A 16,495-nucleotide genomic window follows, 5' to 3' on the forward strand; every position below is an offset into this window, starting at 1 on the left:
ATAAGGATAATCATGAAAAAAACACTTTCAGCAAGCGCCATTTTACTGGCTTTAGGATTAGCGGCCTGTTCCGAGGCGCCTGTGACGCCTTCCGCAGCGTCAGCCGATAAGGCTGTGGCTCAAACACAGCAAGCTCAGGACGCATTAACTCAAGCGCAGTTACAACAACTAGGGGATTCGTTAGTAGTAACTTACCGTGTTGTGACCAATGTGCCAGACGATAAGTGCCTAAAAGATAAAGCCGATGGTCGCTGTTTTGTCGCTCAAATTGATTTCGTGCCCAGTATGGATTTAGCTAGCCAAGATTGGGAAATTTATTTAAGCCAAATGCGCCCTGTGCAATCGGTTGAAAGCGGTGAATTGACGATAACGCACGTTAAAGGCGATTTACATCGTATTACGCCAACGGCTGCTTTTAAGGGATTTGTTAAGGGCGAGAAAAAGCAACTGACATTCCGTGGTGAGCCGTGGCAATTGGCTGAAACCGACGCTATGCCAAACTATTACCTCGCAGCAAAAGGATTAGAACCCGTCATTATCGCCAGCACTCAGGTGGGTAAAGATGCTGAAACGGGTTTAGAGACGCGTCCGTATGTTGAAGGGGTTACGAATTTTCAAACCCAATATCAACGCACTGAAACGGATAAACTCGCACCAGCCGATGCCGCGCAGTTATTTAAAGCTAATCAAAGCGTGAGTGACGATGCCGCCTTGGCTGTGGATACCATTATCCCAACGCCACAAAAGGTGAAGATCCATTCAACTGATACACCAGTATCCCTTGCTGGTGGTATTAAGCTCGAATATCAGCATGATAACCCAGAGCAAAAGAGTCAAGTTGCGGCGGCGGTGGCACGTTTAGCTCGCCTGGGTGTGGCTGAATCTGCGAGTGGCATTACGGTGAAATTTGCCAGCCAAAAAGGGGATGAGGGCAGTTATCGCTTAGATATTCAGCCAACTGAAATTGTGATTGCTGCCAATGATGCGGCGGGCTTCTCTTACGGTTTGTCATCATTAGCAAGCCTTGTGGATGTGAATTCGCTGAAAGTGAATGCGATGACCATTGAAGACAGCCCACGTTATCCGTTTCGTGGTATGCACATTGATGTGGCACGTAATTTCCACAGCAAACAATTGTTGCTGGATTTGCTCGACCAAATGGCGGCTTATAAGCTCAATAAACTGCATTTACACATGGCTGACGATGAAGGTTGGCGACTCGAAATCGACGGGCTACCTGAGCTGACCGACATCGGTAGTAAACGTTGTCATGATCTTGCTGAAAATACCTGTCTGTTACCGCAACTGGGCAGTGGTCCTTTTGCGGAGTCGAGCGTTAATGGTTTCTATACTAAACAAGACTATATCGACATAGTGAAATATGCCGAGGCGCGTCAAATTCAAGTGATCCCATCGATGGATATGCCGGGTCACAGCCGCGCCGCGATTAAAGCGATGGATGCGCGTTTTCGTCGATTACAGGCTGAAGACGTAGAGCTTAAAAACACGGGCAAAGTGCAAGTTGTCCCTGTGCAGGAAACGGCAAATCAAGCTAGCACAGCGGTAAAAGCGTTAGATGCGGGCGCTCGTCAATTGCAAGCTGAAGGGAAAACCACTGCAGCTGAGCAATATTTGTTATCCGATGCAAACGACAAAACGGTTTATTCTTCAGTGCAATATTACGACGACAATACGCTTAACGTGTGTATGGAGTCGACTTATCACTTTGTCGATAAAGTGATTGATGAAATTGCCAAGTTACACCAAGCCGCGGGTCAACCATTGACGCGTTACCACATTGGTGCCGATGAAACGGCGGGAGCTTGGAAACAATCTCCGCAGTGTTTAGCATTTGTCGCCAATAACGATAAAGGCGTTAAGTCGATAGATGACTTAGGCGCTTATTTTATTGAACGAATTTCGACTATGTTAGCGGCAAAAGGCATTGAAGCAGCAGGATGGAGCGATGGTATGAGCCATGTTCGCCCTGAGAATATGCCCGCTAAAGTGCAGTCTAATATTTGGGATGTGATTGCCCACAAAGGTCATTCGCGCGCCAATCAGCAGGCGAATCTCGGCTGGGAAACCATACTTTCTAATCCTGAGGTATTGTACTTTGACTTCCCCTATGAGGCCGATCCTAAAGAGCATGGTTATTACTGGGCGAGCCGCGCGACCAATAGCCATAAAGTCTTTAGCTTTATGCCTGATAATTTAGCCGCTAACGCCGAGCAATGGACCGATATTGAAAATCAGCCATTCGAAGCGGATGACAGAATAAAATTTGATGAGGCGGGTAACAAAGTCTCGGGTCCAAGGGAGAAAGGCAAACCCTTTACTGGCTTGCAAGGGCAGGTTTGGAGTGAGTCGATTCGCAGTGACGATACGATTGAATACATGGTGTTTCCGCGTTTGTTGATGCTGGCTGAGCGTGCTTGGCATCAAGCTGCGTGGGAAGTGCCTTATCAGTATCAAGGCGCTGTGTATAACCAAAGCTCTGGGGCTTTTACCTTAGCCATGCGTGATGCACAGGCAAAGGAGTGGCAACAACTTGCGAATACCTTGGGCCACAAAGAGTTTATCAAGCTAGATAAAGCGGGGATTGATTATCGCGTACCGACGGTCGGCGCCGAGATCCGTGACGGTAAACTGTTTGCCAATATTGCCTATCCCGGCCTTAAACTCGAATACCGTAGCCTCAATGGCCAATGGCAAGCTTATCAAGCGGGATTGGCGGTCACTGCACCGATTGAGATCCGTGCCATTGCGGCCGATGGTATTCGTAAAGGCCGAAGTTTAATCGTTAACTAAATCGTTTTTATATCTGGCTGTATTTTAAAGATAAAATACAGCATTTTTGTTTTTCTGTGTCAGTGATTGCCTAAATTTGATTTTAGATCATAAATGACTTAAAAAAGTAAATGACAACGCTGTCATTTTTGCTGTAACATTGAGTTAACTAAAGTTGAGCGCTGTATTAACGGCAAATAATAAGCAACGGTAGCGCTGCATTGATAGGTGAAGAGGGGTGTCATGGGGTTAGTCCAGACAAAAGATCAACCACTGTTTATAGGTGTAGATGGAGGCGGTAGTAAATGCCGAGCCACCATCTACTGCGCAGACGGTACCGTTTTAGGGACAGGTGTTGCTGGACGCGCAAATCCACTGCATGGTCTCACACAAACATTTGAATCCATTGAAGCATCGACTCGCCTGGCGTTGCTGGATGCGGGCATGAACGAGAGCGATAGTCACTTGCTGGTGGCGGGTCTTGGTCTTGCTGGCGTAAATGTCCCTAGGTTATATCAAGATGTTATCAACTGGCAGCATCCTTTTGCAGCCATGTATGTCACTACCGATTTGCATACGGCTTGTATTGGTGCCCACCGCGGTGCCGATGGCGCGGTGATCATCACGGGTACTGGCTCTTGCGGTTATGCCCATGTTGGTGATACCAGCTTGAGTATTGGTGGTTATGGTTTTGCCTTGGGCGATAAGGGCAGCGGTGCTTGGCTGGGACTAAAAGCCGCCGAACACGTGTTGTTAGCACTCGATGGCTTTGCCGTACCAACCCAATTAACCGATATGCTGCTTAATTATTTTAACGTCACAGATGCGCTCGGCATTGTCGAAAATCTAGCCGGTAAATCATCAAGTTGCTACGCCGCATTAGCCAGAAGTGTGCTCGATTGCGCCAATGAAGGTGACGCAGTCGCGACTGCCATAGTGCAAGAAGGCGCAGATTATATTAGCGACATGGCGCGTAAGCTATTTAGCCTAAATCCGGTGCGTTTTTCTATGATCGGTGGCCTTGCAGAGCCTTTACAAGCCTGGCTCGGTGCCGATGTGGTCGCCAAAATTTCAGAAACCTTAGCACCACCCGAACTTGGTGCTATGTATTTCGCCCAACAAGAATTTAATAAGTCGTTGTCAGTGCAAATAGGCACTGAAGCCAAATCCTGTATTTGAACGTGAAGGTAAAAGACATGACAAACACTATTATGGAGCAAGAAGCTCGCACCGCACCGCAAAAAATCGCTGGCCAGTTAGAAGCTAACGCTGAAATCATGCAGCAGTTAGGTGAGAAACTGCGCGCCTTCGCCCCTCGTTTTGTGATGATAGTAGGTCGCGGCTCATCGGATCATGCGGGTGTTTTTGCTAAGTACTTATTTGAAATCGAAGCGGGCGTACCGACGTTTGCCGCCGCACCTTCAGTGGCGAGTGTGTATGGTAAGACCTTGAAACTCGAAGGTGCGTTAGTGATTGTGATTTCACAATCTGGCCGTAGCCCTGATATTTTGGCACAGGCGCGTATGGCAAAAAATGCCGGTGCTTTCTGTGTTGCCTTAGTGAATGATGAAAGTGCACCGATTAAAGATATCGTCGATGTCGTTGTGCCTTTACGTGCAGGTGAAGAAAAAGCCGTTGCTGCGACTAAGAGTTACCTCGCAACGTTGTCGGCGATTTTACAACTTGCCGCCGCTTGGACTCAAAGCGAATCGCTTGCTAGCGCCGTCGCTTCTTTACCCCAAGCGCTGCAAACGGCGGTGGACGCTGAGCCGCAGCTCACGCCAGAATCCGTTGCCGACGTGAAGAACTTAGTCGTACTCGGCCGTGGTTTAGGTTATGCGGTATCTAAGGAAATCGCACTTAAGCTAAAAGAAGTGTGTTCAATCCATGCCGAAGCGTTCAGCAGCGCCGAGTTCCTCCACGGCCCTGTCACTTTAGTTGAGAAAAAACTCACTATCGTCGATGTGTGTATTGGCGATGAATCCTACGCTAGCCACATAGAACAGATTGAAAACGTGAGTCAACGCGGCGCCGATTTAGTGCATCTGAATCAAACCTCGACCGACATTCACCCACGTGTTGCTCCGTTAGCGTTATTACAACGATTCTATATCGACGTGGCTGCGGTTGCGATTGCCCGCGGTATCGATCCTGATCAACCGGCTGGCCTTAAAAAAGTGACCCAAACGCTTTAAGCGGCAAAGTTTAAGAGGTCTAGGTAGGCTGCACGATTAAGCATCTGCAGCTAAGCCCACGCGGTTAACCTAATTTAAGCCTTAAGCTAACCGCGTTATTTATTGAAAGAGGTTTGCGATGAAAATCACCTTGATCGCTGAGCATATTTTTGATGGTGAATATTTCCATCAAGATGTGCCTGTGACTGTTGAAGACGGGCACATTCTGGCGTTTGATACGGTTGTTGGCGCGAAGGAAATTCGCCAAGCCGGAACGCTGGTGCCTGGTTTTATCGATGTACAAGTGAACGGCGGCGGTGGGGCGTTATTCAATGCCAATCCGAGTGTTGATTGTATTGAGACTATCGGCCGTGCCCATGCGCGTTTTGGCACGACAGGATTTTTACCCACACTTATCACCGATGATGTCAGCGTGATGGCCAATGCGGCCGATGCTGTGGCCGAGGCTTTAGTCAAAGGTAGCGCTGGCGTTTTAGGGGTGCATTTTGAAGGGCCACATTTATCTGTACCTAAAAAAGGTGTGCATCCACAGGGCTTTATTCGCGAAATCACAGAGGCTGAACTCGCCGTATTTTGTCGTCAAGATCTGGGGATTAAAGTGGTCACGCTTGCGCCTGAGAATGTGTCACCAGAGGTGATCCGCACGCTTGTCGCCTCGGGCGTAAAGGTGTGTTTGGGTCATTCTAATGCCGACTACGATACTGTGGTTGCGGCATTAGCGGCAGGCGCGACGGGCTTTACTCACCTTTATAATGCTATGTCACCACTCGGTTCCCGTGAGCCAGGCATGGTTGGCGCGGCGATTGAGAGTGAAACCGCTTGGTGTGGTTTGATTGTCGATGGTCACCATGTGCATCCCGCGGCGGCAAAGGTCGCACTACGGGCAAAACCGAGGGGCAAAATGATGTTAGTCACCGATGCTATGCCGCCTGTGGGTATGGACGGTGAGACTAGCTTCGAGCTCTTCGGTACGCAAGTGCTGAGAGTCGGCGATAGATTAAATGCTGTGACAGGTGAGCTGGCGGGCTGTGTACTCGATATGGCGACTGCGGTCAATAATACCGTCAACTTGTTGGGTTTACCTTTGGCGGAAGCCTTGAGAATGGCGGCGTTATATCCCGCACAGTTCCTCGGGATTGAGCATAAGGCTGGCCGTTTAGCACTGGGACATAGGGCTGACTTTGTCTTGCTCGATGCGCAGAACAAAGTGCAGGCAAATTACATTGCGGGACAAGCCGTCTATTCAGGACAGACAATAGGGGGGCCCCCTTAAATCGCTTTCGCAGTTTAGGTGATGTGTAACAATTGGCCCTTGTCGTATTTTGGTGACAGGGGCTAAGTTTTTTTATTGTACAGCCCTAATTTTAAACAGTATTAGTTTTGCTCAACTTTTATAAAAGCTTTTAATAACAATAATAAAGGATGATGGCATGGGGACTACACAGACAAACGCAATTATGCCAGCAAAGGTGAATAAACCTAGGTTGATGTCTCTGGATGCACTGCGCGGCTTCGATATGTTTTGGATTTTGGGCGGCGAGGCCCTGTTTGGTGGCTTGCTTATTTTAACGGGCTGGGCAGGTTGGCAATGGGGCGATGAACAAATGCACCATAGCCAATGGCATGGTTTTCACTTCTACGATTTGATTTTTCCGCTGTTTATTTTCCTCTCTGGTGTGGCCTTAGGTTTATCTCCCAAACGTTTAGATAAATTACCGATGAAGGAGCGATTACCTGTGTATCGTCATGGGATTAAACGACTCTTTTTATTGCTGTTACTGGGCATTTTATACAATCACGGTTGGGGAACGGGCGCGCCTGCCGATCCTGAAAAAATTCGCTATGCCAGTGTGTTAGGCCGAATCGCTTTTGCATGGTTCTTTGCCGCATTACTGGTGTGGCATACGAGTCTACGAACGCAAGTTATTGTCGCCTTAGGCATTTTGCTCGGTTATGGCGCAATGCAACTTTGGTTGCCTTTCCCCGGTGGACTGGCGGGCGTGCTCTTGCCAACGGAATCCATCAATGCCTATGTCGATTCGATGTTATTACCCGGCATAAGCTATCAGGGACGCACGCCCGATCCTGAAGGTTTACTGTCGACCATCCCCGCCATAGTCAATGCGTTAGCGGGTGTGTTTGTCGGCCACTTTATTGTTAAATCCCATCCTAAAGGTGAGTGGGTCAAAGTGGGATTACTCGCCGCAGCGGGTGGTGCTTGCTTAGCCTTAGGTTGGCTGTTGGATCTTATTATTCCGGTCAATAAAGATCTGTGGACCAGTTCATTTGTGCTGGTGACGTCGGGCTGGAGCATGATCCTGCTGGCGGTATTCTATGCATTAGTCGATGTGCTTAAGTGGCAAAAAACCGCATTTTTCTTTGTGGTGATTGGCACCAACGCCATCATTATTTACCTAGCGTCGAGTTTAGTGGATTGGAAATATGTCGCCCAAAGCGTGTTTGGCGGCTTAGTGATGGCCTTGCCTGAAAGCGCTCAAGCGTTAGCTGCAGTTATCAGCTTACTTGCGGTGCAGTGGCTGGTGTTATATTGGATGTATCGCCGCAATATTTTTGTCAGAATTTAATCTGTTCGCTTAATTGCTTGAGCCGCACGCACTCAGTGTCTGCGGCTTTTTTTACATTATTTTCTGGATGTGAGTCATCACTTACTTATACCCATCGTATTAAATATCTGTTCATTCAGCGGGAGTTCAACGCGCTTTAGACAAGGCGAAGGCTTGAAAGCATAGTGGTGCTCTGTCGAAAACCTTAAACGCAGTATAAAGCGCTTTGCCATGCAGTTAACATCAGCCGCCCTTCGGGAGCCACACAGGCATCCCACTCCCGTGTTGCATAGACTTAAAAGGGAATAACCATTTCTGCGTCAATGCGCCTTGGATTGAGATGCCTGTGAGGCTCTGAACTGATTAGATATTTATGTGATTGGTATTTCTACTAGTTGTCGGCTAATTAATGATTACGAGGGAATATTCGCGAGAATTTATTAAATGACAGCGTTGTCTTTTTGTGTTGTTTGTTTTAACATCACTGAAACAATGGTGCGTTTGGATGATAACATTAGCCATTGCGGACGAGTCGCGATACGGATATTCGGGAACTTAGGCATTAATTTAAACCCCGTTATCACCTAAATAATTAATTACTATAAGAAGCAGGTTTATGGAAATGACACTCGATAAAAGCCAGCAGAAAAGCAGCTTTCTCCCCATGGCCATAGTGGCCGCTCTCTTTTTCATCCTCGGATTCGCCACTTGGTTGAATGGTTCTTTGATGCCTTATTTGAAACAAATATTGCAACTCAATCCCTTTCAAGCGTCGTTGATCCTGTTTTCTTTTTACATTGCCGTGACCTTTACTGCCTTGCCATCCGCTTGGCTTATTCGCAAAGTCGGCTATAAGAATGGTATGGCGATAGGCATGGGCGTGATGATGTTGGCGGGCTTACTGTTTATCCCTGCTGCGGAAACACAAATATTTGCCCTATTCCTTTTCGCCCAATTAGTGATGGGCGCAGGCCAAACCCTATTACAAACTGCGGTTAACCCTTATGTGGTGCGTTTGGGGCCTGAAGAATCTGCGGCCGCCCGTGTCAGTGTGATGGGTATTTTGAATAAAGGTGCGGGTGTGATTGCGCCTTTGGTGTTTTCGGCGTTGATTTTAGACAGCTTTAAAGACCGTATTGGTACTGAGCTAACTCAAGTACAAATTGAAGAAATGGCTGACGGTTTAGTATTCCCCTATTTAGGCATGGCCATTTTTATCGGTATTTTAGCGCTCGCGGTAAAAAAATCACCTTTGCCAGAGTTGTTGAATGAAGATGAAGCTGCTGAAAATACTGATAAAGGGCAACTTAAAGCGGCATTATCTCACCCTAACTTAGCGTTTGGCGTGTTAGCGCTGTTTGTTTATGTTGCTGTAGAGGTTATTGCTGGCGATACCATTGGTACATTTGCTTTGTCTTTAGGCATAGAGTCATACGGTGTTATGACTTCCTATACTATGGTGTGTATGGTGTTGGGTTATTCTTTAGGTATCCTGTTAATTCCTCGTTTTATTTCACAGCCTAAGGCTTTGATGGTGTCGGCTATTCTGGGTTTGTTACTGACATGCGGTATTTTGTTTGGCGACAATAATTCCTACGCTATTGCTAATGTTTTGTTAGTGCCTTTTGGCGGTGTGGCGCTGCCCGATACTTTGTTGATGATTGCTTTTCTTGGTTTAGCTAATGCGATTGTTTGGCCTGCGGTGTGGCCGCTAGCTTTGTCTGGTATGGGTAAATTGACCAGTACAGGTTCTGCGCTTCTCATCATGGGGATTGCAGGTGGCGCCTTTGGTCCAGTGTCTTGGGGGTTAATGAGCTCAGCGACAGATATGGGCATGCAGGGTGGTTATATTGTGATGTTGCCATGCTACTTGTTCATCCTTTTCTACGCGGTGAAAGGCCATAAAATGCGTAGTTGGTAGTCAAGTCTGTTTGAACAGCTAAAAAGAAGCCCTCGATGATGAGGGCTTTTTTGTGTCTTAGTTAATCTAACCTAAGGCGAAATTAAAATGCGTAACTTACGCTAGCAAGTACGGTATCTGAGTTTTTGAATGCACCATCAGAGACTTTTTGGTCACCGCTGAGATCTGTGCCTAACCAAGCGAGAGAAAGCCCAAAGCCTGCCAATTCAGTCGATACACCAATGGAGTAATCTGAGTAGCTATCAAAACCTTCACCGTCATCTAATGCATCACCAACGTTATAGCCGTAGTGCAGATCGAGACTCCAGTTTTCAACAAATTCATGGGAATAGTTAAGCTCGGCATAGTGATAGTCTAAATCAGTACCACCGTAATCATTGGTAAACCAATAGGCTAGGCGAAAGCCCTTAAATTCCATACCCGTAATCACTTCGAAATAACCTATATCACTCTCGCCTGAGTAGTTATAACGGTTAAGGGTGATGTCGTAGGTCAGAGCTTCGTTGATCTCACCACCATAGGCGACATAGAAATCGTATTCGATCGCTGGGCCGTTATAACCTGGCTCATCAAAGTCCACGTTACTTGCCCAAGCCCCGACAGAGAAACCCGAATCGAAGCTCCAATCGATACCACCTTGCAGGGCAGGATCGCCAGCGGTTTGTGATACGCCGCGAAAACGATAGTCATTAGTAAGACTAATTTCCCCAGTCACTTCGGCGGCGACCATGCCGGAGAATAGGGTCGTGGTTAGCGCGAGTCCGACAAGCTGTACCAGCCGTTTTTTTTTCAGATTATTATGCACGGTATTTCTCCCATTTTCTTTGTTGACTCGGACGTGTTACTGGCGACCATGGTTATTCAATCGCGCCAGTGCATCCGTTGGTTTGCCAAACAACAGCCTAGGAAAACCCGTTGCTGTGACCTCATGGCGAGTTATTGCTAAGATAACTTAGCTTTTTTGAGGCTAACATCAGCCTCGTCGATCTCACTTTTGTTCGAAAATGACGTAAACCTTGCGGCAGGGCTCCACGACTTCCCAAGTGCCTTGAAAACCCGCGGGTATGATAAACCTGTCACCCACAGTGAACGTCTGCGATTGACCTTGAAGATCTGTGATAACACTCATCCCTTCGAGGATTTCGCAGTACTCGTATTCAGTGTAGTTTATTTTCCAAGCGCCTGATTCACTTTGCCAAATTCCACTGTGAAATTGATCACAAGGGCTAGAATAATGATTCTCTAGCCCTTGAGTTGGATTGCCTACTAACAACTTTTCCGCCGGTAACTGATAGGTTTCGACGGGTGTTTGCGCCGTAGCAAAGCGAATAATGGCGTTGATACTCACAGTCATTTGCGATTTCCTTGTTGAGCTGACATTCGGCTATTTCATCGTTGGCATCACAAACTCAGCTTGAGTCTGTTTACCCACGGGCCAGCGGGCAGTAATTGCCTTACGCTTGGTATAAAAACGCACGCCATCGGGGCCATGCATATGCAGCGGCCCAAACAATGAACGCTTCCAACCGCCAAAACTGTGGAACGCCATTGGTACTGGGATCGGCACGTTCACTCCAACCATACCGACTTGCACGTGGTGACAGAAATGCCTTGCCGCTTCACCACTTTGGGTGAAAATCGCCGTGCCATTACCAAATTCGTGTCGGTTAATCAGCTCAAGCGCCGTTGGGTAATCTTTCACGCGCACAATCGCCAGCACAGGGCCAAAGATTTCTTCGCGGTAGATGCTCATTTCAGGCGTGACGTGGTCGAACAAACAGGCGCCGAGGAAATAACCCTGTGGATTTTCTTCAACACTCAGTTTACGGCCATCGACCAGCAGCGCTGCGCCTTCTTGAACACCGGCTTCAACATATTGGGTGACCTTGGCAAGGTGCTGTTTGGAGATCAGTGGCCCCATTTCCATCTCTGGCGTCAGGCCGTTGCCGACTTTTAAGGTTTGAATTTGCGGTAGCAGTTTTTCCACTAATGCGTCGCCCACATCGCCTACCGCGAGTACGACTGAAATTGCCATACAACGCTCACCAGCACTGCCGTAAGCGGCACCCATTAAGGCGCTAACGGCTTGATCTAAATCTGCATCTGGCATGAGTAACATATGGTTTTTCGCGCCGCCTAAGGCTTGCACGCGTTTGCCATGTTTAGAGGCTGTACTGTAGATGTATTCAGCAATCGGCGTTGAGCCGACAAAGCTCACCGCTTGCACATCTTTATGGGTGAGTAAGGTATCGACGGCTTCTTTGTCGCCGTTAATCACGTTAAACACGCCATCGGGAAGACCCGCTTCTTTAAGCAGCTCGGCAATCCGCATCACCGAGCTTGGGTCTTTTTCCGAGGGTTTCATAATAAAGGTGTTACCGCAGGCAATCGCGATTGGGAACATCCACATGGGAACCATCACGGGGAAGTTAAAGGGCGCTATGCCTGCGACAACACCTAAAGCTTGATTAACTGACCAAGAATCGACGCCGCCACCGACTTGCTGGGTGTGTTCACCTTTAAGCAAGTGCGGAATACCACAGGCAAATTCGACCACTTCGAGACCACGGATCAACTCGCCCTTAGCATCGTCTATCACTTTGCCGTGCTCACGGGTGATAAGCTGCGCCATTTCATCTAGGTGCTGCTCGACTAAGGCTTTGAATTTAAACAGCACTCGAGCACGGTTGAGCGGCGTGACTTGCGACCAGGTTTCAAAGGCGGTTTTAGCGATTGCGATGGCTTCATCCACTTCAGTTTCGCTTGCGAGTGAGACTTGGCCACGTAGTTCACCCGTGGCGGGTTCAAAAATATCTTGGGTTCTGGTACTGGTAGGGGTGTGCTGACCATTAACAAAGTGAGTGATCTTGAGCATAGTTAACCTTTGAAGTTCCCCGCCGCAGCGGGGTGTTAAATGTGAGAGTGGAACGAACAGCTAGTGCTATTATCCAACGGCGTTAATGGCATCGCTTAGGCTATTAACCATTTGGTCAATCTTGCGTTTATCGACAATCAGTGGTGGTGACATGGCAATAATGTCGCCCGTGGCTCGCACTAAAGTGCCGTGGCGGAAGCAGTGTTCAAATACGCCGTAACCCCGTTTACCCGCGCCTTGAGCGTTAGGGGAGAATTGAATCCCCGCCACTAAGCCTGTGTTGCGGATATCAATCACATTCGGCAACCCTTTGAGGCTGTGCACGGCGTCTTCAAAGTAGCGCTCAAGCTCAAAACTACGTTCGAATAATTGCTCATTCTCATAAATCGATAGTGTGGCAAGTGCGGCGGCGGCTGCGACTGGATGACCTGAATAGGTGTAACCGTGGAAAAACTCAATCAGTTCTGTGGGGCCTTGCATGCAAGTGTCGTGGATAAAATCTTGCACAAACACTGCGCCCATAGGGATGGCGCCGTTATTGATGGCTTTAGCCGTGGTGATTATATCTGGGATAACGCCCCAACGTTGACTCGCAAAGGCAGCGCCAACGCGGCCAAAAGCGGTAATGACTTCGTCAAAAATCAGTAGGATGCCGTGCTTTTTAGTGATTTCACGCAGACGTTTTAAGTAACCTTGTGGCGGCAATATAACCCCTGCTGAACCCGACATTGGTTCAACGATTACGGCGGCAATATTTTCGGCGCCATGCAGGGTAACAAGCTGTTCTAATACCTCGGCTTTTTCTGCGCCAAAGTGCGAGAGTCCACGGGTAAATGCCGCATTTTGGATATCTAAGGTGTGCGGTAAGTGATCGACGCCTTGCAGTAATTGGCCGCTAAATGCCTTGCGGTTATTGCTTAATCCACCCACAGAGATGCCGCCAAAGCCGACACCGTGGTAACCCATTTCGCGCCCAATAAAGCGAGTGCGTGAGGCTTGACCGTTGGCTCTGTGATAGCAAAGTGCCATCTTAAGTGCAGTATCGACGGACTCAGAACCTGAGTTAGTAAAGAAGACTTTGTTTAATCCTTCAGGACTTAGCTCGACTAAGCGCTCGGCAAGTTCAAAGGCAATAGGATGACCCATTTGGAAGGAGGGCGCGTAGTCCATCTCTTTAATTTGTTTGCTGACCGCTTCGCTGATTTCTTTGCGACCATGGCCTGCGTTACAACACCATAAACCGGCGGTGGCATCTAATACCTTATTACCATCAATATCCGTGTAATACATGCCTTCCGCTTTGGTGAGTAACCGCGGGTTGGTTTTGAATTGGCGGTTGGCGGTAAAAGGCATCCAGAAATGTTCAAGTGAGGGTGCGCTTGAGGAATTGAGCGGCAAATCGGCCATAGTGTCTACCTTGTCCTGTATTTTCAGGTCTTGTTTTAGGGTGGCTAATATTTGCTATGCTATGTTAGAAATAATGAACATGGAAGAGCCGTGTGCAGTTATTTGTGGCAAAAAAGCTATTTTTGTAAAAAATATTGAATTTTATTGCTTAAACAGCGTAACCTGAAGCTCGGATTATGACTGTGATGATGTGTCGCATTTGCGCTAATGTCGTCACTGGTCACTATTTCTTGTCGATGAACGATAAACCACACCTATGCGAACTATTAAGAGGTCATCATGAGCACACCGAAGAAACGCAGCGAATGGGAAAGTCTTGCTGCCAGCCTGTCTATTAATGGGAAGGCGTTTATCAATGGCGAATACCAAGATGCCGTTTCGGGTAACACCTTTGATTGTATTAGCCCTATCGACGGCCGCTTGCTGGTAAAAGTGGCGAGTTGCGATCTAGCGGACGCTAATCTTGCGGTTGCTAATGGCCGCAGCGTATTCGAGTCTGGTGTTTGGTCGCAGCAATCTCCGGTAAAGCGCAAACAAGTGATGATACGTTTCGCCGAGTTACTGGAAGAAAATGCCAATGAACTCGCGCTGTTAGAAACCCTCGACATGGGTAAACCAATTCGTTTCTCCAAAGCGGTGGATGTGGCGGGGGCTGCCCGTGCGATTCGCTGGTCTGGCGAAGCGATTGATAAAATTTACGATGAACTTGCGCCAACGGCTCACAATGAAATTGGCATGATCACCCGTGAGCCTGTGGGGGTTGTGGCCGCGATTGTTCCGTGGAACTTCCCAATGCTGATGGCGTGTTGGAAGCTCGGGCCCGCGCTGGCCACGGGTAATAGTGTAGTGTTAAAACCCTCTGAAAAATCACCCTTAACGGCTATCCGCATGGCGCAACTCGCCATTGAAGCTGGGATCCCACAAGGCGTACTCAACGTGTTGCCAGGATTTGGTCATACCGTAGGTAAAGCCTTAGCATTGCATATGGATGTGGATACGTTGGTGTTCACAGGTTCCACCAAAATTGCTAAACAATTAATGATTTACGCTGGTGAGTCGAACATGAAACGCGTGTGGTTAGAGGCGGGAGGCAAGAGCCCCAATATCGTCTTTAATGACGCGCCAGATCTAAAAGCCGCCGCTGTTGCTGCGGCCGAAGCCATTGCCTTCAACCAAGGTGAAGTTTGCACTGCAGGTTCGCGTTTGCTGGTGGAATCTGGGGTGAAAGATGAGCTTATCGCGCTTATTGCTGAGGAGTTAGCCTCATGGCATCCGGGGCATCCACTCGATCCCGCCACTGTGAGCGGCGCCGTTGTCGATAAACAACAGTTAGACACAGTGCTCAGTTACATCAAAGCGGGTAAAGACGAAGGTGCAACCTTAGTCCACGGTGGCTGCCAAGTTATGGCCGACACGGGTGGTGTGTATGTGCAGCCAACGGTATTTTCTAACGTAAACAATCAGATGAAAATTGCCAGCGAAGAGATCTTCGGCCCTGTGTTATCTGTTATTGAATTTAATGGCATGGAAGAAGCGATATCAATCGCCAACGATACTATTTACGGTTTAGCCGCTGGTGTATGGACATCGGATATCAGCAAGGCCCATAAAACTGCTAAAGCCCTGCGCTCTGGCATGGTATGGATCAACCATTACGATGGCGGCGATATGACAGCGCCATTCGGTGGCTATAAACAATCAGGTAATGGCCGAGATAAATCTCTGCACTCCTTCGACAAATACACAGAATTGAAAGCGACTTGGATCGTGCTATAACCGCTCTTTTTTGTCTATATAAGAGAAGGAGCCGCTTTCGCTCAATACTAAAACCTCTTTTCATATTACATGGAAAGAGGTTTTTTATTTTTTGTAGCTCAAGGCGTCCCCATTTTTCTAAGCCATATTTCACTTGTAAAATCTGCATCTGTTACCGTAAATAAAATGTTACCGTCTTGATTCGTAATGTTGTTGCTCATTTATACCCGATAGAATATTGACTTTAAACACTCCCATTAATATCTCAATTTACTTCCATTCTTATCTGCTTCATAAATATCGTAAGTTATCGCTTATAAATTTGTGGCTTTCAAACATTACCATTAATGCACTTAGTCATAGTGTAGTGGCATAGTGTGAAAAGTGTTGTAAGTTATTTGTGATATTATAGGGTGCTTAGATCATTGAATAAGAAGACAAGTATGAACAACGTAGAAGAGTTTGGGGCAATCGTCAGTAAAGCTCTCGATAGTTACAAATCTGATTTTATGGAACTTGTTAGGGAATATGCGATTTCTTGTAAGAATCAAGGTGAGGCATATTGCGATTTTTTGTCGACATCGCCTCTATGATGAATGGCGCATGGCTTTTAACCGCAGTATGTGAGTTTGAGGATGTTTCTGAATTTAAAGCCTTTAATTGGTATCAATTATTGAATGTTGATATAGACAATATGCCAGAAGATGATTTGTTCTCCCTACAAAATAAGCTATATGAAATGTAGTGGTCAACTAAATTTGGCCACGGCTTTAGAATCTTCCCAAAATCTTCGCTCTGATTCATTTGGGCTTAATCCTGCATTATAATGATGTGGCCTGACTTGGCTGTAATAGCCAATAATATAATCAGTCACATCTTGTTTAGCTTCAACAAAACTCTTATAGCCTTGCGTTGGCACCCATTCCGTTTTTAAACTCCTGAAAAATCGCTCCATTGGCGCATTATCCCAGCAGTTACCTCGGCGACT

Annotated in this window: 13 protein-coding genes; 8 read left to right on the forward strand and 5 right to left on the reverse strand. The window is 47.4% G+C overall.

Features of this window, described 5'->3' with window-relative positions; all coding sequences use genetic code 11:
- The first annotated feature begins 12 nt into the window (after nucleotides 1–12).
- From L5M40_RS20765 to nagP, 6 genes are all read left to right on the forward strand, one after another.
- Nucleotides 13–2,811 carry a family 20 glycosylhydrolase gene (locus tag L5M40_RS20765; RefSeq protein ID WP_263175546.1) on the forward strand — a complete coding sequence of 933 codons (2,799 nt, stop codon included), beginning with the start codon at nucleotides 13–15 and terminating at the stop codon, nucleotides 2,809–2,811.
- A 222-nt stretch (nucleotides 2,812–3,033) separates the two neighbouring features.
- Entirely contained in the window at nucleotides 3,034–3,969 is a 936-nt protein-coding gene (gene nagK / locus L5M40_RS20770; RefSeq protein WP_263175545.1) for an N-acetylglucosamine kinase, read from the forward strand.
- A gap of 17 nt (nucleotides 3,970–3,986) precedes the next feature.
- Nucleotides 3,987–4,985, forward strand: coding sequence for a glucosamine-6-phosphate deaminase NagB-II (gene nagB-II, locus L5M40_RS20775; protein ID WP_113941297.1), 999 nt, complete (start codon nucleotides 3,987–3,989; stop codon nucleotides 4,983–4,985).
- A gap of 118 nt (nucleotides 4,986–5,103) precedes the next feature.
- Entirely contained in the window at nucleotides 5,104–6,258 is a 1,155-nt protein-coding gene (gene nagA, locus L5M40_RS20780) for an N-acetylglucosamine-6-phosphate deacetylase (RefSeq protein WP_263175544.1), read from the forward strand.
- Nucleotides 6,259–6,415: 157 nt separating this feature from the next.
- Nucleotides 6,416–7,570, forward strand: a complete 1,155-nt coding sequence (nagX, locus tag L5M40_RS20785; protein WP_263175543.1) for a transmembrane glucosamine N-acetyltransferase NagX — start codon at nucleotides 6,416–6,418, stop codon at nucleotides 7,568–7,570.
- Between the two features lie 601 nt (nucleotides 7,571–8,171).
- Nucleotides 8,172–9,470 (forward strand): N-acetylglucosamine MFS transporter NagP, encoded by a 1,299-nt coding sequence (gene nagP / locus L5M40_RS20790; RefSeq protein ID WP_105252977.1) that lies wholly within the window; start codon nucleotides 8,172–8,174, stop codon nucleotides 9,468–9,470.
- Nucleotides 9,471–9,552: 82 nt separating this feature from the next.
- Here the strand turns inward: nagP and L5M40_RS20795 are convergent, their stop codons facing one another.
- From L5M40_RS20795 to L5M40_RS20810, 4 genes are all read right to left on the reverse strand, one after another.
- Nucleotides 9,553–10,275, reverse strand: a complete 723-nt coding sequence (locus L5M40_RS20795; RefSeq protein ID WP_263145975.1) for a TorF family putative porin — start codon at nucleotides 10,273–10,275, stop codon at nucleotides 9,553–9,555.
- 183 nt (nucleotides 10,276–10,458) lie between these two features.
- Entirely contained in the window at nucleotides 10,459–10,824 is a 366-nt protein-coding gene (locus L5M40_RS20800; RefSeq protein ID WP_105249918.1) for a cupin domain-containing protein, read from the reverse strand.
- Nucleotides 10,825–10,854: 30 nt separating this feature from the next.
- On the reverse strand, nucleotides 10,855–12,345 hold the full coding sequence (locus L5M40_RS20805; RefSeq protein ID WP_263145981.1) for a CoA-acylating methylmalonate-semialdehyde dehydrogenase: 1,491 nt from the start codon (nucleotides 12,343–12,345) through the stop codon (nucleotides 10,855–10,857).
- A gap of 69 nt (nucleotides 12,346–12,414) precedes the next feature.
- Entirely contained in the window at nucleotides 12,415–13,752 is a 1,338-nt protein-coding gene (locus L5M40_RS20810) for an aspartate aminotransferase family protein (RefSeq protein ID WP_263175542.1), read from the reverse strand.
- Between the two features lie 279 nt (nucleotides 13,753–14,031).
- Here L5M40_RS20810 and L5M40_RS20815 point away from each other — a divergent pair, with 279 nt between their 5' ends.
- A complete protein-coding gene (locus tag L5M40_RS20815) occupies nucleotides 14,032–15,528 on the forward strand; it encodes an aldehyde dehydrogenase (protein WP_028760892.1) in 1,497 nt (498 codons plus the stop codon).
- A 541-nt stretch (nucleotides 15,529–16,069) separates the two neighbouring features.
- Nucleotides 16,070–16,252, forward strand: a complete 183-nt coding sequence (locus tag L5M40_RS20820) for a hypothetical protein (protein ID WP_263257162.1) — start codon at nucleotides 16,070–16,072, stop codon at nucleotides 16,250–16,252.
- A 3-nt stretch (nucleotides 16,253–16,255) separates the two neighbouring features.
- Here the strand turns inward: L5M40_RS20820 and L5M40_RS20825 are convergent.
- Nucleotides 16,256–16,495, reverse strand: a 240-nt coding sequence (locus tag L5M40_RS20825) for an integrase core domain-containing protein (RefSeq protein ID WP_263256145.1), incomplete at its 5' end; no start/stop codon positions are given.

Source organism: Shewanella sp. SM68, from assembly GCF_025653925.1.
Taxonomy (GTDB): Bacteria; Pseudomonadota; Gammaproteobacteria; order Enterobacterales; family Shewanellaceae; genus Shewanella; species Shewanella oncorhynchi.